The 24240-nt window shown below is 74.6% G+C and carries 20 protein-coding genes and 4 pseudogenes; 11 read left to right on the top strand and 13 right to left on the bottom strand.

Going from position 1 to position 24240, the window contains the following annotated elements:
* Nucleotides 1–248: 248 nt before the first annotated feature.
* The 3 genes and pseudogenes from IGA62_RS22995 to IGA62_RS22985 all read right to left on the bottom strand — a co-directional run.
* Nucleotides 249–1442 (bottom strand): annotated as a pseudogene (locus tag IGA62_RS22995) (mechanosensitive ion channel family protein); the annotation flags it as partial.
* A gap of 79 nt (nt 1443–1521) precedes the next feature.
* Nucleotides 1522–2343: a DUF1206 domain-containing protein gene (locus IGA62_RS22990; RefSeq protein ID WP_145818908.1), complete on the bottom strand. Its 822-nt coding sequence runs from the start codon at nt 2341–2343 to the stop codon at nt 1522–1524.
* A gap of 82 nt (nt 2344–2425) precedes the next feature.
* On the bottom strand, nt 2426–2791 hold the full coding sequence (locus IGA62_RS22985) for a hypothetical protein (protein WP_145818909.1): 366 nt from the start codon (nt 2789–2791) through the stop codon (nt 2426–2428).
* A gap of 99 nt (nt 2792–2890) precedes the next feature.
* Between IGA62_RS22985 and IGA62_RS22980 the strand changes: the two genes are divergently transcribed.
* Nucleotides 2891–4117 carry a cysteine desulfurase-like protein gene (locus IGA62_RS22980; RefSeq protein ID WP_145818910.1) on the top strand — a complete coding sequence of 409 codons (1227 nt, stop codon included), beginning with the start codon at nt 2891–2893 and terminating at the stop codon, nt 4115–4117.
* Complete coding sequence (locus tag IGA62_RS22975; protein ID WP_091462816.1) at nt 4114–4410, top strand: GNAT family N-acetyltransferase; 297 nt, start codon at nt 4114–4116, stop codon at nt 4408–4410. Before IGA62_RS22980 ends, IGA62_RS22975 begins: the two co-directional genes overlap by 4 nt.
* 71 nt (nt 4411–4481) lie before the next feature.
* On the opposite strand, the gene IGA62_RS22970 is transcribed toward IGA62_RS22975, so the two are convergent.
* Nucleotides 4482–5972, bottom strand: a complete 1491-nt coding sequence (locus IGA62_RS22970; RefSeq protein ID WP_190289200.1) for a glycoside hydrolase family 3 protein — start codon at nt 5970–5972, stop codon at nt 4482–4484.
* A 172-nt stretch (nt 5973–6144) separates the two neighbouring features.
* On the opposite strand from IGA62_RS22970, the gene IGA62_RS30640 reads away from it, so the two are divergent.
* The 5 genes from IGA62_RS30640 (at nt 6145) to IGA62_RS22950 (ending at nt 11063) form a co-directional block, all read left to right on the top strand.
* Nucleotides 6145–6270 (top strand): hypothetical protein, encoded by a 126-nt coding sequence (locus tag IGA62_RS30640; protein WP_269148516.1) that lies wholly within the window; start codon nt 6145–6147, stop codon nt 6268–6270.
* 344 nt (nt 6271–6614) lie between these two features.
* Nucleotides 6615–7565 (top strand): TIGR03557 family F420-dependent LLM class oxidoreductase, encoded by a 951-nt coding sequence (locus tag IGA62_RS22965; protein ID WP_145818911.1) that lies wholly within the window; start codon nt 6615–6617, stop codon nt 7563–7565.
* Nucleotides 7566–7674: 109 nt separating this feature from the next.
* Complete coding sequence (locus tag IGA62_RS22960; protein WP_190289199.1) at nt 7675–9312, top strand: RecQ family ATP-dependent DNA helicase; 1638 nt, start codon at nt 7675–7677, stop codon at nt 9310–9312.
* 70 nt (nt 9313–9382) lie between these two features.
* Nucleotides 9383–9886: a hypothetical protein gene (locus tag IGA62_RS22955; RefSeq protein WP_145818912.1), complete on the top strand. Its 504-nt coding sequence runs from the start codon at nt 9383–9385 to the stop codon at nt 9884–9886.
* A gap of 112 nt (nt 9887–9998) precedes the next feature.
* A complete protein-coding gene (locus tag IGA62_RS22950; protein ID WP_186499933.1) occupies nt 9999–11063 on the top strand; it encodes an AraC-like ligand-binding domain-containing protein in 1065 nt (354 codons plus the stop codon).
* Nucleotides 11064–11263: 200 nt separating this feature from the next.
* Here the strand turns inward: IGA62_RS22950 and IGA62_RS22945 are convergent, their stop codons facing one another.
* From IGA62_RS22945 to IGA62_RS22910, 8 genes are read right to left on the bottom strand one after another with little or no spacing between them, the layout of a single operon-like run.
* Nucleotides 11264–12247, bottom strand: a complete 984-nt coding sequence (locus tag IGA62_RS22945) for a DNA topoisomerase IB (RefSeq protein ID WP_145818914.1) — start codon at nt 12245–12247, stop codon at nt 11264–11266.
* Nucleotides 12231–13184, bottom strand: coding sequence for a glycosyltransferase family 9 protein (locus IGA62_RS22940; RefSeq protein ID WP_145822053.1), 954 nt, complete (start codon nt 13182–13184; stop codon nt 12231–12233). The genes IGA62_RS22945 and IGA62_RS22940 overlap by 17 nt, the downstream gene beginning before the upstream one ends.
* Nucleotides 13181–13882: an SDR family oxidoreductase gene (locus IGA62_RS22935; RefSeq protein ID WP_145822054.1), complete on the bottom strand. Its 702-nt coding sequence runs from the start codon at nt 13880–13882 to the stop codon at nt 13181–13183. Before IGA62_RS22935 ends, IGA62_RS22940 begins: the two co-directional genes overlap by 4 nt.
* The gene (locus tag IGA62_RS22930; RefSeq protein ID WP_190289303.1) at nt 13879–15396 is read right to left on the bottom strand and encodes a PfkB family carbohydrate kinase; all 1518 of its coding nucleotides are present in this window, start codon (nt 15394–15396) and stop codon (nt 13879–13881) included. Before IGA62_RS22930 ends, IGA62_RS22935 begins: the two co-directional genes overlap by 4 nt.
* Nucleotides 15397–15407: 11 nt before the next feature.
* Nucleotides 15408–16109, bottom strand: a complete 702-nt coding sequence (locus IGA62_RS22925) for a D-sedoheptulose-7-phosphate isomerase (RefSeq protein WP_377465359.1) — start codon at nt 16107–16109, stop codon at nt 15408–15410.
* Entirely contained in the window at nt 16109–17326 is a 1218-nt protein-coding gene (locus IGA62_RS22920) for a glycosyltransferase (RefSeq protein WP_145818916.1), read from the bottom strand. Before IGA62_RS22920 ends, IGA62_RS22925 begins: the two co-directional genes overlap by 1 nt.
* Nucleotides 17311–18285, bottom strand: a complete 975-nt coding sequence (locus tag IGA62_RS22915) for a glycosyltransferase (RefSeq protein ID WP_145818917.1) — start codon at nt 18283–18285, stop codon at nt 17311–17313. The genes IGA62_RS22920 and IGA62_RS22915 overlap by 16 nt, the downstream gene beginning before the upstream one ends.
* On the bottom strand, nt 18282–19997 hold the full coding sequence (locus IGA62_RS22910; protein WP_145818918.1) for an HAD-IIIA family hydrolase: 1716 nt from the start codon (nt 19995–19997) through the stop codon (nt 18282–18284). The genes IGA62_RS22915 and IGA62_RS22910 overlap by 4 nt, the downstream gene beginning before the upstream one ends.
* A 246-nt stretch (nt 19998–20243) precedes the next feature.
* Between IGA62_RS22910 and IGA62_RS22905 the strand changes: the two genes are divergently transcribed.
* Nucleotides 20244–20672 carry an SRPBCC family protein gene (locus IGA62_RS22905; protein ID WP_332838451.1) on the top strand — a complete coding sequence of 143 codons (429 nt, stop codon included), beginning with the start codon at nt 20244–20246 and terminating at the stop codon, nt 20670–20672.
* On the opposite strand, the gene IGA62_RS22900 is transcribed toward IGA62_RS22905, so the two are convergent.
* A complete protein-coding gene (locus IGA62_RS22900; RefSeq protein WP_198501101.1) occupies nt 20669–21889 on the bottom strand; it encodes an RNA-guided endonuclease InsQ/TnpB family protein in 1221 nt (406 codons plus the stop codon). The genes IGA62_RS22905 and IGA62_RS22900 overlap by 4 nt on opposite strands.
* A gap of 38 nt (nt 21890–21927) precedes the next feature.
* On the opposite strand from IGA62_RS22900, the pseudogene IGA62_RS22895 reads away from it, so the two are divergent.
* The 3 pseudogenes from IGA62_RS22895 to IGA62_RS22885 form a co-directional block, all read left to right on the top strand.
* A pseudogene (locus IGA62_RS22895) lies at nt 21928–22194 on the top strand (transposase).
* Between the two features lie 108 nt (nt 22195–22302).
* Nucleotides 22303–23219 (top strand): annotated as a pseudogene (locus tag IGA62_RS22890) (SDR family oxidoreductase).
* Nucleotides 23220–23372: 153 nt separating this feature from the next.
* Nucleotides 23373–24131 (top strand): annotated as a pseudogene (locus tag IGA62_RS22885) (polyprenol monophosphomannose synthase); the annotation flags it as partial.
* Nucleotides 24132–24240 lie beyond the last annotated feature (109 nt).

Genomic DNA, 24240 nt, shown 5'->3' with positions numbered 1-24240 from the left:
AATCGCCCGCGCAAACCCAAAAGCGGAGCAGACCGGCGGATGGTGGGTCGGGTGCGGAAGCGCCCGTAGGTGCAACGCCGATCGGGCGGGTGAGGTCACGTCCGACCCGGCCGGCTGGGCGGGTCCGCACCCGGCGGCGCACCGCCCGCAGGTCAGCGGCGGTGGTTGTCGGCCGGTTCGCCCGCGTCGACCCGCTCGCGGCCGTCGCCCTCCGGGCGGCGGGACGGGTCCGGCCCGGCCCCGCCACGGCGGTGACCGTCGTCCGGCTCGTCCGGGCCGACGAAGGCCTCGCTACGGGCGTCACCGTCGTCGCTGCCACCGAAGAGCCGGGCGTCGTCCGGGAGGGCGCCGTCCGGGCGGCGGCGGACCGGCCGGCGCGGCTGCACCCACTGCCAGGGCAGGTCGCCGGTGGCGTCGCCCAGTTCGGTCCGCATCCGGGGCATGGCGGTCGGACGCTGTTCGCGGACCCAGCCGACCAGGTGCTCGCGGACCAGGCAGCGCAGGTCCCACAGGTTGCCGGCGTTGGCGGCACTGACCAGGGCACGGACCCGGACGTTCCCGCCGGTGGCGTCGGTGACCTGGAGTACGCAGACCCGGCCGTCCCAGAGTTCGGTGTTCTCGACCAGGCGGCGCAGTTCCTCGCGCATGGTCTGCACCGGGACCGCCCAGTCCAGGTCGAACTCGGCGGTGCCGAGAACGGCGGCCTGGGTCCGGGTCCAGTTCTGGAACGGCTTGCTGGTGAAGTACGAGGTGGGCAGGATCAGCCGGCGGTCGTCCCAGATCTGGACCACCACGTAGCTGAGGGTCAGCTCCTCGATCCGGCCCCACTCCCCCTCGACGACGACCACGTCGTCGAGGCGCACCGCGTCACTGAAGGCCAGTTGCAGGCCGGCGAAGACGTTGCCGAGCAGGCTCTGTGCGGCCAGGGCGGCGACCACGCCGACCACCCCGGCGCTGGTCAGCACGCCGGCGCCGATGCCCCGGACGCTGGGGAAGGTCATCAGCATCACGCCGACGGCGAGCACCACGATCACCGCGATGGTCAGCCGGCGCAGCATCACCACCTGGGTCCGCACCCGACGGGCGTGCCGGTTGTCCGGCACGTCGATCCGGAACCGGGCCAGCGCGACGTCCTCGCAGACCACCAGCAACGCGGCCACCAGCCAGGCGGTGCTGGCGATCACGCAGAGCAACAGCAGGTGCAGCACCACCCGCCGCCACTGGTCGCCGACCGCGTAGCCGGTGCTGAACCGGATGCCGAACTGGACGGCCAGCACGGTGGTCGCGACCTTCAACGGCCGGTGCGCGTGGTCGGCCAGTTCCCCCATCAGCAGCGAGTTCCGACCGAGCCGCCGGACCAGACGATGGGTCACCTCGACCGCCAGAAAGGCGATCGCCGCCGCGGCGAGCGCGGCGACGACCGTCCAGAGGTAACTCTGCACTGCTTCTCTCCCTCATGCCGAGCGGTGGATCACATGGCAAAGGCCCCATGCTGCCCGCCGAACGACGAACCGGCCAGGTTCACACCTTCCGGTAGCGGGACTGGACGAAACAGAACGCGCCGAAGGCGGCGATGCCGAGCGCGACCAGGGCGAGCAGGATGGGACCGTAGGACTGCTCCCGCAGCGTCCGCAGGGCGGCGTCCAGACCGCGGGCCTTCTCCGGGTCGTAGTTGATCGCGGCGACGACGACCAGGATGCCGGCGATGGCGTACGCGGTGCCCTTGGCGACGTAGCCGGCCACCCCGAGGCGACGCGCCAGCTGTCGGGTACGGGCGTCCATCTCGCCGGTCTTCAGGTGCTTCTCGAAGCGCTTGACCAGGCCGTAGATGACCAGGCCGGCGCCGATCGAGGCGAGCGCCACACCGGCCAGGCCGACCAGCCAGCGACCGCCGGAGGAGGTCATCAGCTCGCCGGTGAGCGCCTCCTGCTTGTCGGCGCTGTTGGAGCCGGCGTCGGAGAAGACCTTCCAGGCGGTCCAGGCGAAGTAGAGGTAGACGATGGCGCGGCCGGCGGAGGCGAGCCGCTCGACGACCCGCTCCCCGCCGCGCTCGGCGCGGTGCCCGACGGCGGCTTCGAGCCCCTGCCAGATCGCCATGGCGAGCAGGCCGACCGCGATCGCGACGACGAGGAACTTGCCCATCGGCTGGGCGGCGAGGGTACGCAGGGCCCCGGACTGGTCTCCGTCGTCGGAGGACTTACCGAAGGCGATCTGCAACGCCAACCAGGCGAAGAGGAGGTGGACGATCCCATAGCCGATGAAGCCGACCCGGGCGAGGGTTTCCAGCCACCGGCTGTTCGCCGTACGGGAGGCGGTGGCCTGGGCACTGTGGGTGAGAGACATGGCGGCAGATTCACCGATCGCCATGATTCTCAAACGTCGGGCACCACCGGACGCCCGGGTCGGTCGCGGAAACCGTCGCCGGTCAGTTGCCCGGGTTGCGGGCGACGCGGATCGTGACGTTGCTGTCGGTGACACTGTCGACCGACACCGTGAAGCCCCCGACCTCGGTGGCCTGCTGCCCGGTGGTCAGGGTGAGCTGCTCGCCGGCAACCTCCACGGTGACCTGGTCGTCCTTGGCCCCGATCAGCTTGGCCTCGATGCCGAGGATGTTGGCGCTGGCGTCGACGCCCCGGTCGAAGGTGACGGTGCAGGCGTCCAGTCCACAGTCGGTGGTGGCGTTCTCCGAACTGCACCCGGCGAGCACGGCGACGCCCAGCACGAGGCCGGCGAACAGACCGGCGGCGCGGCGGGCGGGAGTAAGGGCGGTGGTGGCGCGTCGGTTCGTCACCCCAGCAAGGGTACGCAACACGGTCCAGCCCGGCACGACAAAGATCTTGGCAGGGCCGGGCGGGGCCGGGGTGCCGGTGGCCGCGCTAGGGTGCCCGACATGCCGTTCGACATCGCCCGGGTCCGGGCCGCCTACCCGGCGCTGACCGAGGGTCACCTGCACTTCGACGGTGCCGCGGGCACCCAGCCGGCCGCCGGGGTGGTCGAGGCGGTGGCCGGGGTGATGCGCCACGCGGTGGGCAACCGCAGCGCCGCGTTCGCGCCCGGCCGCCGGTCGCTGGAGATCGTCGCGGCGGCCCGGACGGCCGTGGCCGACCTGCTCGGCGTCGCACCCGACGGTGTGGTGCTGGGGCCGAGCGCGACCGCCCTGACGTACACCCTGGCCCGGACGCTCGGCGACACCTGGCGGCCGGGCGACGAGGTGGTGGTGTCCCGGCTCGACCACGACGCGAACGTCCGCCCCTGGGTCCGGGCGGCCGAACGGGCCGGGGCGACCGTACGGTGGGCCGACGTCGACCGGGACACCGGGGAACTCCCCGTCGACCAGTACGCCGACCTGCTCGGCGAGCGGACCCGGCTGGTCGCGGTGACCGCCGCCAGCAACGCCGTCGGCACCGTGCCGGACGTCGCCGCGATCATCCGGCTGGCACACGCCGCCGGGGCGGCGGTCTGTGTGGACGGGGTGCACGCCGTGCCGCACGGGCCGACCGACGTGCCCGCCCTCGGCGCGGACTTCTTCGTCACCAGCGCCTACAAGTGGTCCGGACCGCACCTGGCCGCACTGGTCGCCGAGCCGTCCCGCTGGGCGCAGCTGCGCCCGGACAAGCTGCTGCCCTCGTCCGACGCGGTGCCGGACCGGTTCGAGTACGGCACACCGAGCTTCCCGCTGCTGGCCGGGCTGACCGCCGCGGTGGAGCATCTGGCCGGGCTGGACCCGGACGCCCGGGGCGACCGGCGGGCCCGGGTCCGGGCCGGGCTGACCGCCGCGCGGGCACACGAGCAGGTGGTCTTCGACCGGCTGTTGGCCGGCCTGGTCGCGCTACCCGGGGTGACCGTGCTGCCGGCCCCGGACGGGCGCTGCCCGACGGTGTCGTTCCGGCTGGCCGGGCTGGCCCCGGCGGAGACCGCGGCGGCGCTCGGGGCGGCCGGGATCTGCCTCTCCCACGGCGACTACTACGCCTACGAGTACTTCCAGGCGCTGGGGCTGCGGGAACGCGGTGGGGCGGTCCGGGCCAGCGTCTACCACTACAACACCGTCGACGAGGTCGACCGGTTGCTGGCCGAACTCGACCGGCTGGCCACCGGCGGAGGGAGAATGGCCGGGTGAGCTACCTCGTCGAGGACGACCCGGCCCGCCGCCGCTTCGAGATCCTGGTCGACGACGCGCTGGCCGGGTTCACCGCGTACCGGCCGCGCGGCGCGGACGTGCTGGTCTTCACGCACACCCAGGTCGATCCGGCGTTCCGGGGGAAGGGCGTCGGCGAGGCGCTGATCCGGGGCACGCTGGACGAGGTGCGCCGACGCGGCGCGCGGGTGGTTCCCCGTTGCCCGTTCATGGCCGCCTTCATCGACCGCCACGCCGCATACGCCGACCTCGTCACCGCCACCGACGAGCCGTGACCGGACGGGCCGCCGCCGGCGAGCCGTGACCGGACGGGCCGCCACCGGCACCGGCGGCGGCCGGACGGGACCTAGCCCACCCCGGCACCGGTGAGGATCTCGGCGGCGGCCCGTGCACCGGACCGGCTGGCCCCGTGGGTCGCCACGTGCACCCGCCCGGTGACCAGCACGGGCAGGCCCAGTTCGACCACCACCGCGTCCGGGCGGGCGACCAGCGCGCGTTCCACCGCCGCCCGCATCCACCCGTGCCGGTGCAGGTCCCGGACGACCAGCACGAGCGGCCGGTCGCGCGGGCCGGCTGCCGGGTCGGCGGGGACGTCCGCCTCGGCGTACCGGACGGTGGTGGTGCCGGGTAGCAGCTCGGCCAGGGGCACGCCGACCCCCCACGGGGTCTCCGCGCCGATGGCGATGTTGCGGGGCGGCGCGAACTCCACCACGTGCGCCGGGGCGGTCAGCGGCGTCAACGGCCCCCCGTCGCCGACGGTGACCCGCACCGCCCGGCGCGCGGCGGCCAGCCCGACCCCGTTCGACCCGGCGTACCGGGAACGGTCGGCGCGGGCGGTGGTGGTCCAGGCGGCGAGCTGACCGACCCGCTTGGCCGCCTCGGCGAGCCGTTCCTCGGGCAGTTCCCCGTCGACCACGGCGGCCACGATGCCGTCGCGCAGCCGGCGGGCGGTCTCCTCGTCGGCGTGCTCGCCGCCGACGCAGATCGCGTCCGCCCCGGCCGCAAGGGCCCGGACCGCCACGCCGGTGAGACCGTACGTGTCGGCCACCGCGCGCATCTCGACCGCGTCGGTCACCACGACACCGTGGAAGCCCAGCTCGTCGCGGAGCAGGTCGGTCAGGACGCGCCGGCTCAGGGTGGCCGGCAGGGTGGGATCGAGGGCGGGGACCAGCAGGTGCCCGGTCATCACCGCCTGCGCCCCGGCGGCGATCGCGGCCCGGAACGGCACCAGCTCGCCGGTGTCGAGGCGGGCCCGGTCGGCGGTGATCCGGGGCAGGTCGTGGTGCGAGTCGACCCGGGTGTCGCCGTGCCCGGGAAAGTGCTTGGCGCAGGCCGCGACCCCGCCGGCCTGGAGGCCGCGCACCCAGGCGGCGGTGTGCCGGGCGACCAGCGCGGGATCGGCGCCGAACGCGCGCACCCCGATCACCGGGTTGTCCGGATTGGAGTTGACGTCGGCGTCCGGCGCGTAGTTCAGGGTGACCCCGGCGGCGGCCAGCTCCACGCCGAGGTCCCGGGCCACCTCCTCGGTGAGTGCCGGGTCGTCGACCGCACCGAGGGCGAGGTTGCCCGGACGGGAGCTGCCCGGCCCGGACTCGATCCGGGTCACGTCGCCGCCCTCCTCGTCGATGGCGACGATCACGTCCGGCCGCTCCGCGCGCAACGCGGCGGTGAGCGCGGCGACCTGGGCCGGGTCGACGACGTTGCGCGCGAAGAGGACCACCGAGCCGAGCCCCTCGCCGAGCCACCGACAGATCCACGGGGGCGGGGTGGTGCCGACGAAGCCGGGTTGCAGAACGGCAGCGGCCAGGCTCGCCAGGTTCCCCATCGGTGCGCTCATGCGGTCCCCGTACCCCCTCGGTGTCCCGGCGGCGGTCTCCCCCGCCGCCTGCGGTGCTGCCATGGTCACACCGGCCGGACTAATAGTCAATAAACCTTTCTATTACTGAGAGTGGCGGATCGGGCGACCGGTGGTGTGGCACCGTCGACCGCGCCCGTGCGACAGTGCGGGGGTGCATTCCTCGCTGATCACCGCCGCCGACGAGGTCGACTGGTACGACATCCCCGGAGTCCGCCTGCTCGGGCTGGTCGTCGGCGGCCTGCTCCTGATCGCCGCGATCCGCGCCATGTTCCGCTGATCCCGCCACCCCCCGCCGCACCACACCCCACCGCACCCCGCCGCACCACACCCCACCGCACCCCACCGCGCCGCACCCCACCGCGCCCGCGCCGCGCCGCACCCGCCCCGTACCGCGCCCGCCCCGGTAGCAGGGGACCCCTGTTACCGCTTTTTGACGAGCAGGGGACCCCTGCATCCACACACCCCCGGCAAGGGCGGGGCGGGGCGGGAGCAGGAGCAGCGGCAGCGGCAGCGGCGCGACGGTGCCGGCCCGCCCGGCGCGGTGTGACGCGTCACCCCCGGGGTACGGCGAAGGTTGTCCGACCGGAGGGTCCGGCTGCCCGGACGCGGCGAGGGGGAAAGATGCGGATCGGTTACTTCCTGTCCAGCGAGGAGTTCACGCCGGCCGAACTCCTGGACCAGGCGCGCGGCGCCGAGCAGGCCGGCTTCGAGGCACTGTGGATCTCCGACCACTACCACCCCTGGGTGGACGCCCAGGGGCAGAGTCCGTTCGTCTGGTCGGTGATCGGCGCGCTCAGCCAGGTCTGCCGACTCCCGGTGACCACTGCGGTGACCTGCCCGACCGTCCGGATCCATCCGGCGGTGCTGGCCCAGGCGGCGGCCACGAGCGCGGTGCTGCACTCGGGGCGGTTCGTACTCGGTGTCGGCTCGGGCGAGGCCCTCAACGAGCACATCCTCGGCGACGCGTGGCCGGGCGCGGACGTCCGCCTGGAGATGCTCGAGGAGGCCGTGGCGGTGATACGCGAGCTCTGGGCCGGCGGCTTCGTCAACCACCGGGGCCGGCACTACACGGTGGAGCACGCCCGGATCTACACGCTGCCGGAGACGCCCCCACCGGTCTACGTCTCCGGTTTCGGTCCGAAGGCCGTCGACCTGGCCGCCCGGATCGGCGACGGCTACGTCAACACCTCCCCCGACGCCGAACTGGTCCGACGGTTCCGCGACGGCGGGGGCGGCGACAAGCCGTGCCAGGCCGGCTTCAAGGCCGCGTACGCCAACAGCGTCGACGAGGGCGCACGGATCGCGTACGAGCGCTGGCCGAACGCCGGGGTCCCGGGCGAGCTGTCCCAGGTGCTCCCCTCGCCACGCCACTTCGAGCAGGCCGCCCAGCTGGTCAGCCCGGACATGGTGCGGGAGGCGTTCGTCTGCGGCCGGGACGCCGACGCGCACCTGGCGAAGATCGACCAGTACGCCAAGGCCGGCTTCGACGAGATCTACGTGGCCAACACCGGCCCGCACTGGCAGGGGCTGTTCGACCTGTACCAGCGCGAGGTCCTGCCCCGGCTGCGGTGAGTCGGTCCGGTCCGCCCGCCGGGGCCGTCGGCCGGCGGAAACGCCCTGTCGCCGGCCGGGGGCGCGTCCCGGTTTCGCCTCCGGCCGGCCCGGGTACCACCGGCCACCGATGACACGATCCCGCGACACCACCGCCCTGCGCCGCGCCGCGCGTGACCTGTTCGGCTGGGACGAGCTGCGCCCCAACCAGCTCGCCGCCATGCGGGCGGTGATGCAACGCCGCGACGCGCTGGTGGTCCTGCCCACCGGCGCGGGCAAGTCCGCCGTCTACCAGATCCCGGCGAGCCTCATCCCCGGCTGCACGGTGGTGATCTCCCCGCTGCTCGCCCTCCAGCAGGACCAGATCGCCGCGCTGCACGAGCGGCGTCGCCCCGAGCTGCGGGCGGTGCGGGTCAGCTCCGCCGAGACCCCGGCCCAGCAGGCCGAGGCGCTCGCCGACATCCGGCAGGGCCGGGCGGAGTTTCTCTTCATCACCCCGGAACAGCTCAGCGACCCGACCCGACTGGCGGAGGTCCGGGCGCTGGAGCCGGCGCTGGTGGCGATCGACGAGGCGCACTGCATCTCCGCCTGGGGACACGACTTCCGCCCCGACTACCTCGCGCTGGGGCACCTGATCGAGGGCATCGGCCGGCCGCCGGTGGTGGCGCTCACCGCGACCGCGTCACCGCCGGTGCGCGACGACATCGTCGCCCGGCTGCACCTGCGCGACCCGGAACTGGTGCTGTCCGGGCTGGACCGGCCGAACCTCTTCCTGGAGGTCGCGCACTGCCCCACCGAGGACTACCGCTGGCGACGGCTGGTCACGCTGCTGCGCGAGGACAAGCGGCCGGGCATCATCTACACCCCGACCAGGCGATCGGCGGAGGAGCTGGCCGGACGGCTCACCGACGCCGGCTTCCCGACGAAGTACTACCACGGCGGCATGCCGGCCGGGGCCCGCGACGAGCTGCACCGGGCCTTCCTCGCCGACCAGGTGCCGATCATGGTGGCGACCTCGGCGTTCGGCATGGGCATCGACAAGCCGAACATCGCCTGGGTGGTGCACATGGCCCTGCCGGACTCGCCGGACAGCTACTTCCAGGAGATCGGCCGGGCCGGACGGGACGGGCAGCCGGCCCGGGTGCTGCTGCTCTGGCAGGCGGAGGACGTCGGCCTGCAACGCTACTTCAGCGGCGGCCTGCCGGACGAGCGGCAACTGCACGAGCTGGCCGCGCTGCTGCGCGCCAAGCCGGCCAACCGTAAGCAGCTGCGGGACCTGACCGGTCTCGGGCCCCGCAAGCTCGGCCAGTACCTCTCCCTGCTGGAGCAGGCCGGGGCCGCCGGGCCGCGGGGCCGGCAGCGGATCGGCGCCCCCCGCTACGCCCCGGCACCGGTGGAGGCCGCGCGGGCGGCGCTGGCCGAGGCGGAACGGCAGCAGACCGTGACCCGGTCCCGGACCGACATGATGCGGGCCTTCGCCGAGACCACCGCCTGCCGGGGGCAGACGCTGCTGGCGTACTTCGGGGAGCAGATGACCGAGGTCTGCGGGCACTGCGACAACTGCCATGCCGGCACCAGCGTCGCCACGACCGAGGAGGCCGGCCAGCCACCGTTCCCGGTGCACAGCCAGGTCCGCCACCCGGAGTGGGGTTCCGGCATGGTGCTCGGTTACGAGGAGGACCGGATGACGGTTCTCTTCGACGACGTGGGGTACAAGACGCTGTCCGTGCCCGTGGTGAGTGGGCAGGCGTTGCTGACCCTGGTCTAGCCTGTTTCCGCCCCCGCCGCCACGCGGCACGGGGCCGTCGAGGTGAGTGCACAGCGAGAGGGGCGTTGCCGTGATCGAACAGCCGGCGTACACCGGGTTCGGGTTCTCCGACGAGGAGTGGGGGCTGCTGGTCGGCCTGCCCCAGTCGGTCCTGACCGCGGCGAGCGCGGCGGAGTCCGACGGCACCCGGCGCACCCGGGCGGAGACCGCCGCCGGCCTGGAGACCATCGCGTCCGGCCGGGAGTCGGCGATTCCGCTGGTCGCCGCCGTGGCCGGGGAGATCGTCTCGCGGGTGGGCGACCCGGAGGCGGGCGAGGAACTGCCGGTGATCGCGCCGGCCGACCCGCAGGCCCTGATCGACGACGTGCTGGTCCGGGCCCGCCAGGCCGCCGCGCTGCTCGCCGCCCGGGTGGACGAGGGGCAGGCCGGGGCGTACCGGCACTGGCTGGTGGAGATCGCCGACCAGGTGGTGACGGCGGCCTCGACGGGCGGGATCCTCGGCCTCGGTGGGGACGTGGTCAGCGACTCGGAGCGCCGGTTCCGGGACCGCCTGGCGCAGGTGCTCAACGACTGACCCGTCGCCGGCCGTCCCGCCCCACGGGCCGGGACGGCCGCCCGCGACCGCACGGTGACCCTGAGCACACGTCAGGTCCCAGGTGTCGGTGCCCTTGTCGAGAATGGGCAAGGTGATCGACGAAGGGGGGACGATGCTGCCGACGGAATCCGTGGACACCGCGCGTCTGCCACCCGCCGACCGGTGGCCGTACTGGCTGGAGGTCACCGGCCGGGCCGCCGCACCGATCGCGATGAGCAGCGAACACGCCGCCGAGTTCCGGGGCAGCGCCCGCCTGGTCGATCTCGGCGGCGTCTCGCTGACCCGGTTCCGCTACCAGTCGCTGTCCGGACGGCGCACCCCGAGGCTCATCCGGCAGGCCGATCCCGGCATCTACCAGCTCGCCCTGACCCTCGCCGGGTCCAGCGGGATCAGCGCCCGCCGCCAGCACACCGCCGTGGGGCGCGGCGCCTTCACCCTCATCGACTACGGCCGGCCGTACGAGCTCGTCCACACCGCGGACGGAGCCCGCCGCGAAGCGGGCGCGCTGACCGTGGTGATCCCCAGGGCGCTGCTGCCGATCCCCCCGGCCAGGCTGGACCGGCTCACCGCCGGCCGCCTCAGCGGGTCGGAGGGAATGGGCGCGCTGGTCGCCCAGCACCTCGACCGGCTCATCCGGCACCCGGAGCAGTTCACCGCCGCAGAGGCCCCCCGGCTGGCCGGCATCACCGTCGACCTGGTCGCCGCGATGCTGGCCGGGCATCTCGACGCCGAGGACGCGCTCCCGGTCGACGTGCGACAGCAGGCGATGCTCACCCGGGTGCTCGCCTTCATCGACCGCCACCTCGGCGACGCCACGCTCACCCCGCAGGCCGTCGCCGACGCCCACCACATCTCCGTCCGGACCCTGCACCGGCTCTTCGCCGACGAGCCGGAGACGGTCGCCCAGGTGATCCGCCGTCGTCGGCTCGAACGCTGCCGGCGGGACCTGGCCGACCCGCGCCTGCGCGGCCGGGCCGTCCAGGCGATCGGCTGGCGGTGGGGGTTCACCGACAAGGCCCACTTCAGCCGGGCGTTCCGGGCGGCGTACGGGATGAGCCCCCAGTCCTACCGGGAGGCCGAGGAGTTGGCACGGACGGTCAACCCGGTGACACCGCAGGACAACGACCCACCGGCATACTGGCCACTGACCGGCTGACCGCCGGTCCGGTGACCGGCTGCGAGGAGTGTGCCGCGCGGGCAACGGGGGTTGCGGCAGCGTCGTGACGGCCACTCGACCGTACGCGACGTGGGCTCAAACCGTGGCGGCGTCCTCCGGCATCCGGTCCCCCGTCATCCGGCACCCGACGCCGGGCAGCCGCCGGCCCCACCGCTGCTTTCCGGCGCCGGTGGGGCCGGTCAGGCATCCTCCAGTAAGGCCCGTACCGCCCGTTCGGCCACCGGCCGGGGCGTGTCGGGGGCCACCGGGGCGACCACCCCGTCGTGGTAGAGGTCCACCACCCGGGGATCCACGTAGGAGGCCCGCGCCACCGTGGGGGTGTTGCCGAGCAGGTCCGCGACGCCCCGCATGACCGCGACGACCGCCCGTCGCCGGGCCGTGGCCGAGCGCTGGACGCCCGTCGCGGCCAGGTCGACCGCGGCCAGCACCGTGGCGTGCCAGGTCCGGAAGTCCTTGGCGGTCATCTCCCCGCCGCTGGCCTCGCGCAGGTAGTCGTTGACCTCGTCGCTGCGCACGTCCCGCCAGGTCGTGCCGTCCCAGTAGCCGAAGAGGCGGTCCGCCGTACGCCGCCGCCGGCGCAGGTTGCGCAGCACCTGGCACAGTTCCGGGTCGTCGATCCGGCGCACCTGGTCGACGCCGCCCTTGGCCGGAAAGGAGAGGACCACGCAGCCGCCCCGGGACCGGGTGTGCTCGGGACGCAGGGTGGCCACCCCGAAGGTCGGGTCGTCACCGGCCGCGTACTGGTCGCTGCCGACCCGGAACATGCCCATGTCCAGCAACCGGGTCACCGTCGCCAGCACCCGGTCGCGGCGCAGCCCCCGACCGGTCAGGTCCCGCTCGACCCGCTCCCGCAGCACCGGCAGCCGGCGGGCCACCTCCAGCACGTGGTCGAACTTCGCCTCGTCGCGCCGGCGCCGCCACTCCGGGTGGTAGACGTACTGCCGACGGCCGGCCGCGTCGATCCCGACGGCCTGGATGTGCCCGTTGGGGTACGGGCAGATCCACACGTCCCGCCAGGCCGGCGGGATGACCAGTTCCCGCAGCCGGGCCAACTGGTCGGGGTCGCGGACGGTCCCGCCGGAGGGGTCCACGAAGCACCAGCCCCGTCCCGCCCGCCGGCGTCCGTACCCCGGCCGACCCGGATCGCTACGCCGCAACCGCACCGTCGTCCCGCACCGCCCGTTCCGCCTCGTCCACCTCGGCCAGCACCTGGTCGACGGAGAGCACCGCCATCGTCGGGTGCATCCCCACCCCGTCCCACCGCGGGTCACTACCGGTCCCGGCCCAGAGCACCCGGTGCCGGGGGCGGTCCGGCGGCGGCCCCCAGCGGGTCGGCGGGACCGGGCCGAACAGCACCACCGACGGGGTGCCGTAACCGGTCGCCAGGTGGGCGACCCCGGTGTCGCCGCTGACCACCAGCCGGGCGTGGGCCACCAGGGCGGCCAGGTCGGTCAGGCCGGTCCGCCCGGCCAGCACCGCCGTGGGTGGCAACCCGGCCCGGCGCGCCACCTGCTCGGCGACCGCCCGCTCGGTCGGCGAGCCGGTCACCACCACCCGGTGTCCGGTCCGGGCCAGGTGCCGGGCGACGGCGGCGAACCGGGCCGGTGACCAGCGCTTCGCCGGGACCTTCGTGCCCGGGTGCAGCACGGTCACCCCGACCGGGGCCCGGTCCGGCGCGGGTCGGGCCAGGGCGAGGTCGCCCGGTTCGGCCGGCAGGCCGTACCAGTCGAGCAGGCGGCACCAGCGACGTACCTCGTGCTCCGTGTCGTCCCACTCCGGGCCGTCCGGGTGCCCGGCCGACGGGCAGCGGAACGCGAACAGCCGGCCGGGGTCGGCGGCGAGCAGCAGCGCGTGCGACTGCGGCCCGCGTCCGTGCAGGTTGACCGCGATCCCGGGGGACGGCCCCGGCCGGTCCGGCGGGGCCAGCCCGGTCACCGGCAGCACCCGGTCGACACCGCCGACCAGGTCGACCAGCGGGCTCAGCCAGTCCGGGGCGGCCAGCACCAGTTCCCGGTCCGGGAAACCGGCGCGCAGGGCGCGCAGCGCGGGCACGGCGGTGGCGAGGTCACCGACGCCGAGCGCGCGCAGCACCAGGATCACGGGTACGAGGACTCCTGTTCGGCGCAGACGACCAGTTCCCGTACCGCACAGCCGGCCGGCTGGGAGAGCGCGAACAGCACGGCGGCGGCGGTGTCGGCGGGCTCGTTGAGGACGGCGTCCGGCCCCGGTCGGTACCGCTCGTCCCGGTCGTCGAAGAACGGGGTGCGCATGCCGCCGGGGATCAGCAGGGTGACCCCGACCGCACCGGCGAGTTCCGCGGCGAGGGCGCGGGTGAAGCCGACCACCCCGAACTTCGCCGCGCAGTACGCGGTGGCGTCGCTGACCGCCTTGACGCCGAGCGTCGAGGCGACCGTGACCACGGTGCCCCGCGAGCTGACCAGGTAGGGCAGGGCGGCACGGACCACTGCGGCGGTGGCGAGCAGGTCGACGGCGACGATCCGGTCCCAGGTCTCCCCCGGCACGTCCGCCAGCCTGCCCGGCACGTCGATCCCGGCGGCGGTGACCACCGCGTCCAGGCCGCCGGAGCGTTCGGCGAGTTCCCGGGTGGCGGCCTCGGCGGCCCGGGTGTCGGCCAGGTCGCACTCGATCCAGGGCACACCGTCGCCGGGCGGTTTCCGGTCCAGCACCACCGGTCGGCCCCCCGCGCGGGCGACGGCGGTGACGACGGCCGCACCGAGGCCGCTCGCCCCGCCGGTGATCAGGACGGTCGATCCGCTGGTGAGGGAACCGCTGCTCATCGCGCTCCTTCCGTGGACTGACGCTCGACGGCCCCGGGGCCGCGCGACAGGGTGGCCGGGCGTCGCCGGTCGGTGCCGTCGGGGCCGATGGACGGGCCGGAGCGGAGCCGGTCGCCCCCGGTCGCGTGGGCCGCCGCGATCAGGTCGGTGGTCGAGCGCCCGTGCAGGTAGGGCACGACCACGGTGTGCCCGCCCCAACGGCGCAGCAGGTCCGCCTCGGGCAGCACCGGTTCGTCCCCGGCGCCGGTGGCGTAGTCGCCGCCCTTGACCCAGACGTCCGGACGGAGCCAGGACAGCACCGCGTGCGGGGTCGGCTCGTCGAAGACCACCACCGCGTCGACGCAGCCGAGTGCGGCCAGCAGCCGGCCGCGGTCGCCCTGGGACACCACCGGCCGGTCCGGTCCCTTCAGGCCGGTGACGCTGGTGTCGGAGTTCAGGCAGACCACCAGGCAGTCGCCGAGGCGCCGGGCGGCCTGGAGGGTGGCCACGTGTCCGGCGTGCAGCAGGTCGAAACAGCCGCCGGTGGCGACCACCGTGCCACCGGCCGCCCGGACCGCGGCGACCACCGCACCGGCTGCCGCCGTACCGATCCGCTCCCCGCCGATGCCGGACGCCGCCGGGGTCGGGGCGCCGATCGGGACGGGCGGAATCCCGGCCACTCCCCCGGCGGCGACGTACGCCGACGCCTCGGCGACCGCGAGTTCCACCGCCTCGGAGACCAGCGCGCCCCGGGCCAGGGCCACACTGGCGGTCGCCGCGAACCGGTCCCCCGCCCCGCAGGTGTCCCCCTCCGCGCCACCGGGGGCGGGCACCACCAGCGGGGTCGCCCCGGCGTGGCAGAGCAGCGCGCCGTCGGCGCCGAGGGTCACCGCGACCGCCCCGGCCCGCCAGCGATGCCGCAGTCCCTGCGCGCCCCGGGCCGCGGTGGCCAGGCGGGACGGTCCCGGCGGGGCCTCGGCCAGCTCGCGGACCTCCGCCTCGTTCGGCGTGGCCAGGTGCACCCCGGGAACGGCCGCCGGGCCGCGGGGGTGCGGATCCCAGACCACCGGCGCGGTGGTGGCGGCCAGTGCGGCGCGCAGCGCCGGTTGCCGGGCCACGCCCCGGCCGTAGTCGCTGACCAGCACGGCGGACGCGTTGGCGATCAGCCGTAGCACCGCCTCACCCGGCTCCCCCGGGACGCCCGGCAGGCCGCCCCGGTCGTGCCGCAGCAGCACCCGTCCCCGCGCCCGCAGCCGGATCTTCTCCGGGGTCGCGCCGACCAGCGGCAACGCGTACACCTGCACCCCGGCGGCGGTCAGCAGGCAGCTGAGCCGGGCCCCGGCGGCGTCGTCGGCCAACGCCGTGACCAGGGCGACCTCGGCTCCCTGGGCGGCGGCGAAGAGCGCCGCGAGCCCCGCGCCGCCGGGGCGCTCGACATGCGTGGTCTCGTCCAGCACGGGTCCCGGGGAGTCGGGGCAGAGCCGGTTCACCACCCCCTCCACGTCCCGGTCGAGCAGGACGTCACCGACCACCACCACCGGTCCGGTCACGCCGTACCCCCTCGTCCCCCGGCCCCCGGTGCGGCACCGTCGTCGAGCACGACCTCCACCCCGGTACGCGGGGCGGCGCGGGTCGCCGCGACCGGCTGGGGTTCCCCGCCGGTGACCGCACCCACCGGCAGCGGCAGCGCCCGGTCGACGTGCTCGCAGAGCACGTGCACCGAGACCAGGTGCAGCTCCTGCACGATCTGGCTGTCCGGGGCGGCGACGGCCAGCGCGTCGTGGCAGGCGTCGACGAGGGGGTTGGGCGCCGCTCCGGTCATCGCCCAGCAGCGCAGCCCGGCCTCCCGTCCGGCGCGGGCGGCGGCGAGCAGGTTGCCGCTGGTGCCGCTGGTGGACAGCAGCAGGAGGATGTCGTCCGGCCGCCCGTGGGCGCGGACCTGGCGGGCGAAGACCTGGTCGTAGCCGTAGTCGTTGCCGATCGCGGTGAGCGCGCTGGTCTCGGCGTGCAGCGCGATGGCGGAGAGTGGCTGCCGGTCGTGGCGCAGCTTGCCGACGAGTTCGGCGGTGAGGTGCTGGGCCTCGGCTGCGCTGCCCCCGTTGCCGGCGACCAGCAGCCGGCCACCGGCGGTCAGGGTGCGGGCCAGGACGTCCCCCCAGTCGGCGAGCCGCGCCGCCGAGCGGCGGTACTCCCGCAGGGCCACGGCCAGGTCGGCCAGGTGCGCCTCCAGCACCGTGGACGCCGCCATCAGGCGACCACTCGGGTCGGCCGACGCGCCGCCGTCACCGCCGCGTAGACCTCGGCCAGCCGCGCGGCGGTACGGGACCAGGAGTACCGGTGCCGGGCCCGGTCGAGGGCGGCGGTGGCGTAGGCGAACCGCCGCTCGCGGTCGGCGAGCAGCCGGCGGACGGCGTCACCGAGCGCGACCGGGTCACGGGGCGGCACCAGGTCGCCGGTGAGCCCGTCGACCACGGTGTCCACGATCCCGCCGACGGCGGTGCCGACCACCGGCACCCCACAGGCCATGCCCTCCAGCGGAGTGAGACCGAACGGCTCGTACCAGGGCGCGGCGACGAGCACGTCGGCGGAGCGGTACCAGCGGCCCATCTCCTCGCGGGGGACCGCGCCGACGAGACGGACCCGGTCGCCGACCCCGCAGGCCGCGGCGAGCGCCCACAGCCGGCGGGCCTGCGGGTCGTCGTCGATCGCGCCGGCCGGCGGGCCGCCCACCACCACGCACTCGGCGTCCGGTACGGCGCGCATCGCCCGGATCACCTCCCCGAAGCCCTTCCGCTCGACCAGTCGCCCCACGGTGAGCACCCGGGCCAGCCCGTCGACCCGCTCGGCGACCGGGCCCACCGGGGTGAAGGCGCGCAGGTTGACCCCGGAGGGGACCACCGTCATCCGGGAGCGGGGCACGCCCATCGCGACCAACTCGCGGACCTCGTCGCGGCTCTGCGCGACGACCCGGTCCACGGCCACGCCCAGGATCCGTTCGTAGTCCACCCGCCCGGCCGGGCTGGTGTCCTGGATCCCCTGGTGGCGTCGCTTCACCGTGCCGAGCGCGTGGTAGGTCTGCACCACCGGAATCCCGGTGCGCCGGCCGGCGTTCAGCGCGGCCAGTCCGCTCATCCAGAAGTGCGCGTGCGCCACCTCGGGCGTCCACTCCCCGGAGCCCCACTGCTGCGCCAACCAGGTGGCGAACGGCTCCATGTACGGCAGCAGGGTGTCCTTGCCGACCGGCTCGGGCGGGCCGGCGGGGACGTGCACCACCTCGTAGCCGTCCGCGGTCCGCACCGACACCGGCAGCGCGACGGAGTCCCGGCGGGTGTAGACGCGCACGTCGTGGCCGGCGGCGGCGAGCGCGGCGGCCAACTCCGCGACGTGGGTGTTCTGCCCACCGGCGTCCTCCCCGCCGAGCACGGCGAGCGGACTGGCGTGCTCCGAGATCATCGCGATGCGCATGCTTCCTCCTCCAGCAACCGGTCCCAGTCGGCGAGGAATCGCTCCAGGCCGTACCGGGCTCCGGCCGCCGCGCGGGCCTCGGCGCCCACCCGACGGGCGGTCACGGGATCGGCCACGAACCGGTGGGCGGCCTCCAGCAGGGTGTCGATCCGGGTGGAGAGCACGCCCGCGTCGGGCGGTACGGCCACCACCGCCTCGGTGGTGGCCAGGGCGACCACCGGCATGCCGATCGCCATCGCCTCGATCAGGCTCAGCCCGAGCGAGGTCCACCGGCACAGGTGCAGGTACGCCCGGCGTCGCGCGAGTTCGGCGTGCATCCGGTCCTGCGGCACGTCGTCGTGGCCGGTCACCCGGTCCGGCGGCAGGCCCAGCCGGTCGGCCAGCCCGGCCACCCCCATGCCGAAGACGTCCAGCGGGGCGATCTCGGCGAACCGGGGCAGCAGGTCCGTGCCGGTGACCCGCCAGCGCCGGACCGGCTCGTTGACCACCACGGCCAACCGGTCCAGCTCACCGGTGTACGCCACGCGGGGCGGCACCACGCCGTGCTCGACGACGGTGGTGCGGGTGCCGCCGGTGTCCCAGAACAGGTCGTTGAAGTGCGTGACGTGGGCGACCAGCAGGTCGTCCCGGTCGGCCACCGGGTGCCGGGTGTTCGGCACGTCGCCCTTGGGGGTGTTGTGCTCGACGTAGATGGCAGGGACGTCCCGGCCGACCCGGCGGCCCAGCCACTCGCAGGCCAGGTCGAACTCCTCGGGCCGTTGGAGCACGACCACGTCGACCTCGGCCCGGCGCAGCGCCGCCGGTTCCACCTCGACCGCGCTGTCCGGCCAGGGATAGGTGCGGGCCCGGCCACGCCCGTACGGGCCCCGGTCCGGGGTGACCGGCACCAGGTAGCGGTGCTTGCCGTGGACGAAGGACGTGGTCCAGGAACCGTGCACGTGCCAGAGCAGGACGTTCACCGGCCACCTCCCCCGGAGCCGGCGCCGGCCCCCGGACCGCCGGCCACGCCGCCCGCGCCAGCCACGCCGCCCGCGCCGTTGCCGGCGGTGACGCCGAGCAGGCGTACCGCGTCGACCACCTCGGCCGGGTCGACACCGGCCAGGCAGGGGTGACCGGGCACCGGGCACTGCGCGGCGCGGCTGTCCCGGCAGGGCGCGGCGGCGTCGCCGAGACGGACGGTGGGCACCCGGTAGGGGCCCCACTGCCCGAACGGCACGGTCGGCGCGAACAGGCTCACCACCGGTACGCCGAGCGCGGCGGCGAGGTGCGCGGGACCGGTGTTGCCGACCACCACGGCACCGGCGGCGGCGATCACGGCGGCGAGGTCGGCCAGGCGGGTCCGGCCGCCGAGGTCCACGCCACCGGCGGCGGCCACCCGGGCGGTCAGTCCGGTCTGGTCCGGCCCCCCGGTGACCACCACGCGGTGGCCGGCGGCGGTCAGCGCGGCGACCATGTCGGCGTGCACCCCGGGCGGGCAGGCCCGGGCGGGCACCGAGGCACCGGGGTGCACCACCACGTAGCCGGGCGGCCCGGGTGGTGGTGGCAGCGCCTCCGGACGCAGCCGCAGGACCGGTTCGTCCCCCGGGGGCAGGGCGAAGCCGGCCGCGGCGGCCAGGGAGAGGGCCCGTTCCGGCTCCGGTACCCCCGCCGGCACCCGGTGCCGGACGTCCAGCAGCGAGCCCGGGTAGTCCTCGCTGACCGCGCTGATCCGCCGTACCCCGGCCATCCGCAGCAGCAGGGCCAACGGCAGCGGCGACTGGTGGAACGAGGTGAAGACCACCGCCTCGTCCGCGCCCACGCCGACGAGCCGGGCCAGCAGCGCGTCCATCCGTTCCCGGTCCACGGGACCGGGGTCCGGGTCGATCCACGGCAACGGCCACTCGACGACCTCGTCCACGCCGGGCAGCAGGTCGGCGGCGGCCCGGCCCCGGGGTCCGCAGAGCAGCACGACCCGGCGCGCTCCCGCCGCCACCGCCCGGATCGCCGGACCGGTGACCAGCACGTCGCCGGCCGAGTCGGTCCGGGCCACCAGCACCGTGCCGGCCCGCCGGGGCGCGGCGGGCACCACCGCGGCCCGCCGGCGCAGGATCTCCGTCACCGCCGCCGGCAGGTCCCGCGCCACCGACGGCGCGGCGGCCACCTCCTCCGCCCGGGTGACCGGGGTCGGCACCAGCACCCCGGTCGCCCCGGCGGCCAGGGCGGCGGCCATGTCGCGGCCGATGTCCCCCACCACCACGCACCGCCCCGGGGACGTGTCGAGCTGCCGCGCCGCCGCCCGGACGAGACCCGGCGCGGGCTTGCGGCAGCCACAGCCGGCACCGTCGTCGTGCGGGCACACCTGCCAGGTGTCGAACGGGCCGAGCAGTTCCTCCACCCGGGCGTGCACCCGCCGCATGTCGGTCTCGGTGAACAGGCCCCGGGCCAGCCCCGACTGGTTGGTCACCACGCCCAGGCGCAGCCCGACCGCGCGCAGCCGGTCCAGCGCCGCCCGCGCGCCCGGCACCGGGCGGACCTTGTCCGGGTCGCCGTTGTACGGCACGTCCTCGATCAGGGTCCCGTCCCGGTCGAACAGGACGGCGTCGTACAGTGCCGGGTGCCCGCCGGGCAGCGGGTCGGAACCGGCGTTTCCCCCGGTCGACCTGCGCTGATACCGCTCGTGGCCGCCTCGCACGGCGGGCGGGTTCCCGACCGCCGGGGGCGTAAACCTGGCTCCGGGGCGTACGCGTCGGCCGCGGCGCGACCGTCCCGTCGTCCCGCGCCAGCCCGGCCCGCCGTCCGCCCCCACCCGAGCCCGGTCCGGCCCGCCGTCCGCCCTTACCCGAGCCCGGTCCCGCCCTTACCCGGCGCCCCGGAGAAGCTAACCGGTTAGCCCGCCACCTGGCCGGGGTATGGGAGCCCAGTGGCGATTGTGGAGAAAGTGATCGGGGCGCCCCCGGGGCAGGTCTTCGACGTGCTCGCCGACGGGTGGACGTACAGCGACTGGGTGGTCGGTACGACGCACATGCGGGACGTCGACGACGGCTGGCCGGCCGTCGGCACCCGGCTTCACCACCGGGCGGGGCCGTGGCCGTTCTCCCTCACCGACACCTCCACCGTGCTGGTCTGCGAACCGCCACGGCGGCTGGTCATCCTGGCCGGGCTCTGGCCGGCCGGCGAGGCGACCGTGGTCTTCACCCTCGAGCCGGTCGGCCCGGACGCCACCCGGGTGCGGCTCGCCGAGGACTTCACCGCCGGCCCGCTGCGCTGGGTCCGCAACAAGGTCAACGACCTCGTGCTCAAGCAGCGCAACAAGGAGACGCTCAACCGGCTGGCGGACATCGCCACCCGACAGAAGTGCGACCGTTAACGATCCCCACGGATAGATCCGGGGGATTTTCCTCCGGGGCCAGGCCCTGGATTCCCAGCTCGGACCGCACCTGATCCACCGTCCCGGAAGGAGGCGATCAGATGTCTTACGTCGTCGGCACTGGCACGGTCGCGTTCGGCCGTGGCGAGGATCGTCCTCGCGGCGTTTCGGTCGCGGCATGCGGTATAGCCGCATGCCGCGCACTCGAAGGTACGGATACCCAGTCCGAGGCGAAGATTGGCTCTCTCACCGCACTCGGAGCAGGTCATCGTGGTGTAGGCGGGCGGTACCAGCACCACCTTGCGGCCCGCCCGCGTACCACGCTCGATCAGTTCTTTCTTACATGCGCCGATCGCCGCGTCGGCCGCTTTGCGGGCCATCGTGGTGCGGGCGAGGAGTTTCGGCTTGAAGTCCTCGACCGCGATCAGCGCGTGGTGGTCAGTGACGTTCTTGGCCCAGACGCGGGCGTCGTGGGTGTTCTGTCGGGCGGCCTTCTTCGCGACCCGGGCGGCCTGCCGCTTTGCGGTCTGGTAGCCCTTCGACGGGGCGTGTCCCTTGGGACGACGGCGGCGGGCCATCTCGCGCTGGGCCTTGGCCATCTCGGCGGCGCACCGGCGGCGATGGCCGAGGTGCGGCAGGTCGAACGCCGGGTCGGTCGTGGCGGCGGTGGTCTTGACGCCCCAGTCGACGCCGATACCCGGCGAGTCCGACTCGGGTGCGGTGGTGATCTCACGGCGGACCACGAACGAGGCGTACCAGTGGCCGAGGGTGTCCTGGTAGACGCGCACGCTGGTCGGCTCGGACGGCAGTTCCCGCGACCAGACGACCGGAACGGTCACCGTGCCCGGCAGGCACAGCCGGCCGTCTTTGATCCGGAAGCCGCGGGTGGTGTACTCCAGGGTCGGCAGCGAGTCCTTGAGTCGCTTGACCTTCGGTCGGCCCCGGCCCTTGACCTTGAACGAGTGGTCCAGGGCGGCACCATAGGTGCGCAGTGTCTGCTGCTGTGCGACCTGCGATCCCTCGCGCAGCCAGGCATGACGGCTGCGGGCCTCGGTCAGCAGCTTCGACAGCTTCCCGAACGTCGGCTTACGGCCGGTCTTCTGCTGGTGCACAGCTTCGTTCCACAACCACCGGCACCGGCCCCACTCGTCGAGCAGTGCGGCCTGCGCGATGCGGCCGGGCCGCAGGCGATAGGTGTAACGCACTGTCTCGTCCACGCCGAACACTATACACCACGAAGCTATATAGTCTCGGGATGGACGAGGTCAGGTCGAACAACAACGTCGTGTACCGCTGCCACTACCACGTCGTCTGGTGCCCGAAGTACCGGCGCAAGGTCATCGGCGGCGAGGTGCCTGGTCAAGCAGATCAAGGGTCGATCCTCCCGTCTGCTGCGCCAGGAGCTCCCGCACCTCAAGTCCCGGATGCCGACCCTTGGACCAACTCGTACTTCGTCGCCACGACCGGCGGCGCCACTGTGGAGGTGATCAAGAGGTATGTCGAGAACCAACGCAACGTGTGACCAGACGCCCATCCGCCTTGGCGGCGAATGGGCTATCCCTGACCTGCTCCGCAGGAGATCCGTTTCCTCCCCACGGCTAAAGCCGGGGGCTTCCACGGAAGACACCCGATGACGCAGACCGTAGTGATCACCGGAGCCAGTGCCGGGGTCGGCCGGGCGGTGGCCCGCCACTACGCCGCGCGGGGCGCCCGGCTGGCGCTGATCGCCCGGGGCGCGGCCGGCCTGGCCGCCGCCGGTGACTGCCGGGAGCGGGGCGCGGCGGAGGTGGTCACCCACCAGCTCGACGTCGCCGACGCCGGCGCGGTGCACCGGGCCGCCGACGAGGTGGCGCACCGCTGGGGTGCGCTCGACGTGTGGATCAACAACGCCGGCACGGCACCCTGGCCGCGCTGCGCCACATGCGCGCCCACGGGCGGGGTGCCATCGTGCAGGTCGGCTCGGCGCTGGCCTACCGGGGCATCCCGTTGCAGTCGGCGTACTGCGCCAGCAAGCACGCGATCCAGGGCTTCAACGACTCGCTCCGGGCGGAGCTGCTGCACGACTGCCCGGGGGTGAAGCTGTCGATGGTGCAGCTTCCGGCGGTGAACACCCCGCAGTTCTCCTGGGTGCGGACCCGACTGCCCCGGCATCCGCAGCCGGTGCCGCCGATCTTCGCCCCGGAGGTGGCCGCGCGGGCGATCGTCTGGGCCGCCGACCGGGGGCCCCACGAGCTGAACGTGGGCGGCCCGACCTGGAAGGCACGGCTGGGCGACACGCTCTTCCCCGGTCTGCTCGACCGCAAGCTCGCCCGGGACGGCTACGACAGCCAGCAGACCGACACACCCATCGACCCGGCCGCCTGGCGGGACAACCTGGACCAGCCGGGCGACGCGGACCGTGACCGGGGTGCCGAGGGGGTCTTCACCGACCGGGCGCGGGGCCGCTCGGCGGCGCTCTGGGTCGGCACGCACAAACCGGCGGTCACCGCCGCCGGGCTCGGCGTCCTCGCGCTCACCCTGGGTGGGCTGGCCCGCCGGCACCGTTGAGCCGCTGGTGACGGCCGGGGCGACGGCGTACGGTGGCGCTCCGGGGCGGCCGTGGCGAAGCGCCCGAAGGCCCATCGGGGAGCCCTGACAGCGGGACGCGGTCGGATGGCTACCCTTTCAGGGACACTTGCCGGCAAACTGAGGATGCTCGTCATGATCGAACCCGTACAGTTACCCTCGCCGTGGCGGGACGCGCGCCTGACGGTCGTGGTGCCGACCTACAACGAGGCGGGGAATCTCCCGGTGCTGGTGGAGCGGCTTCTCGCCCTTCCGCTGCCCGGGCTGCGGGTGCTCGTCGCCGACGACAACTCCCCCGACGGCACCGGTGAGGTCGCCGACAAGCTCGCCATCGAACACCCCGGCCGGATCGAGGTCGTGCACCGCGCGGGCAAGGAGGGGCTCGGCCGGGCCTACGTGGACGGCATGAGCCGGGCGCTGGACGGCGGCGCCGACTACGTCGCCCAGATGGACGCCGACCTGTCGCACCCGCCGGAGGCGCTGCCCGGCATGCTCGGCGCGCTGCTCTCCACCGGAGCCGGCGTGGTGATCGGATCCCGGTACGTGCCCGGCGGCGAGCTGGACGAGGCATGGCCGCTCTACCGTCGCGCGCTCAGCGGGTGGGCCAACCTCTACGTGCACACCCTGCTGCGGGTCCGGATCCGCGACCTGACCGCCGGCTTCAAGATCTGGCAGGCCGACGCGCTGCGCGACATCGGCCTCGACCGGGTGCAGTCCAACGGCTACAGCTTCCAGGTCGAGATGCACTACCTGGCGACGAAGCTCGGACACACCATCCTGGAGGTGCCGATCCGCTTCGAGGAGCGACGCGACGGCGTGTCGAAGATGACCACCGCCACCAAGATCGAGAGCGCGCTGATGCCGTTCAAGCTCCGTAGCCGACACCGGGACATCGGCAATGCGACCCCACGGGCGCTGGAGGCGGCACCGGTCGAGGTGGTGGCACCGCGTAAGCCGGAGCAGGCGGACGACGACGGCAACCCGACGGCCGCGCCCGCACCGG

The sequence above is a fragment of the Micromonospora sagamiensis genome (assembly GCF_014680085.1).
Lineage (GTDB): Bacteria > Actinomycetota > Actinomycetes > Mycobacteriales > Micromonosporaceae > Micromonospora > Micromonospora inyonensis.
The sequence above is the reverse complement of the archived record's forward strand: the minus strand, read 5'-3'. Positions and strand labels throughout refer to the sequence as shown.